The organism is Vibrio sp. Vb0667 (assembly GCF_033391095.1).
The window spans coordinates 1-1,152 of sequence record NZ_JAWPOL010000297.1; the positions used below are offsets into that span (position 1 = coordinate 1).

The window sequence follows — 1,152 nt, forward strand, 5'->3', positions numbered from 1 at the left end:
CGGATTGCTGGCATTTGCCGTCGAGCTACCTATTTACTGGACGCTAAAAAACAGCTTTAAACGCCGCCGTCCTGAAGAACTGAGCGCTTTGTTACCTGCTTTTATCACCCCTTCTGATCGCTACAGTTTACCGTCTGGACATACTGCTGCTGCGTTTGTCATGGCAACACTTATCAACCATTACTACCCAGAACTCGGTTATGCCGCATTCTTTTGGGCGAGCTTAATTGGTACGGCGCGTATTTTGCTCGGTGTCCATTTCTTTACTGACGTCATCATCGGGGCGCTGTTGGGAAGTGCGTGTGGTGCTCTAGCTATTGCGATCGTAGGAGGCTAATGAATGAAAATTCTATACGGTGTTCAAGGTACGGGAAATGGCCATATCGCACGTGCTCGTGCAATGAGCAAGGCATTTGAATCGCACGATGTGCAGGTCGACTTTCTTTTTTCTGGGCGAGCACCGGAGAAATACTTTTCAATGGAAGCGTTTGGCGATTATCAGACTCGTCGCGGTTTTACGTTTGTGACGGAAAAAGGCTCGGTCAATTACGCCAAAACGGCCTTGAACAACAATTTGATTCATTTTTTCAAAGAAGTGAACCAACTCAATCTGGCGCCTTATGATTTAATCATCAACGACTTTGAACCCGTCACTGCTTGGGCAGCTCGTCAACAAAATAAGCCGTGTATCGGTATCAGTCACCAAAATGCGTTTCGCTATCCAGTGCCTCTGAAGGGGGCGAGCTGGCTGGATAAATCAGTACTTGAGTATTTTGCTCCATCTCAACATCAGCTTGGATTGCACTGGTATCACTTTGACCAGCCGTTGCTACCGCCCATCGTCCACACTTTGGATAACCAAGCGGATAACGATGATTTCGTGTTGGTGTATTTACCGTTTGAGTCGATTGAGGACATCTGCGACTTGTTGTTCCACTTTAATCAGCAGACGTTTATTTGTTATCACCCCGACGTGATAGAAGTAGAGAAAGTGGAGAACATAGAATTGCGTCCGCTGTGCCACACCAACTTTCAGCACCATCTACATCGTTGCTGTGGGGTCATCGCCAATGGTGGTTTTGAATTGCCTTCAGAAGCACTTTCTCTTGGCAAAAAACTGCTAATGAAACCACTGGCAGGACAATTTGAACA

The 1,152-nt window shown here is 46.7% G+C and carries 2 protein-coding genes; both read left to right on the plus strand.

Annotated features, from left to right (window positions below; translation table 11 throughout):
* Positions 1-337: phosphatase PAP2 family protein (locus R8269_RS25405; RefSeq protein ID WP_318222936.1), on the plus strand; the 337-nt coding region annotated here is incomplete at its 5' end.
* A 3-nt stretch (positions 338-340) separates the two neighbouring features.
* Positions 341-1,152 (plus strand): MJ1255/VC2487 family glycosyltransferase (locus R8269_RS25410; protein ID WP_318222937.1); only part of this gene is annotated, 812 nt, incomplete at its 3' end.